The organism is Vibrio sp. 2132-1 (assembly GCF_033344315.1).
Genome location: NZ_JAWPON010000754.1, coordinates 1 through 542, shown reverse-complemented (window position 1 = coordinate 542; position 542 = coordinate 1). Strand labels below are relative to the sequence as shown.

The window sequence follows — 542 nt, the reverse complement described above, 5'->3', positions numbered from 1 at the left end:
CACAATTACTTATTGCAATTTATGCAACATGGAAATGAAGATTTAATGAATATCAAAAGCCTGCAACTTTTCATTCATCTCTGTGAGAGTAAAAGTTTTGCCAAAACCGCTGCAGCCATGCACATCAGTCCTTCTGCCCTCAGTCGACAAATACAAAAATTGGAAGAAGAAACAAATCAACAGCTGTTCGTTCGCGATAACCGCAGTGTAGAGCTGACAACCCAAGGCAAAAAATTAATGCCTGTTGCGTTAAAAATTCTTGGTGAATGGCAACAGTATCAAAACCATATAAAAGGAACCGAAGGCGAGCTAAAGGGGGAAATCCGTCTCTTTTGTTCGGTGACCGCCAGCTACAGCCATTTACCAGAGTTAATTTCCGATTTTCGTCTTCAGCATCCTTTTATCGAATTTAAGCTATCAACCGGTGACCCAGCTCAAGCAATCGACAAAATACTAGCAGATGAAGCCGACATAGCCATCTCAGCCAAATCGGAGCAGATGCCAAACAAAATCGCGTTTGAAACGATCAGTGAAATCCCTCT

The 542-nt window shown here is 41.7% G+C and carries 1 protein-coding gene; it reads left to right on the top strand.

The annotated features are described in order from the left end of the window. Nucleotides 1-45: 45 nt before the first annotated feature. The coding region (gene ilvY, locus R8N47_RS27795; protein WP_318186432.1) for an HTH-type transcriptional activator IlvY at nt 46-542 on the top strand (497 nt) is incomplete at its 3' end.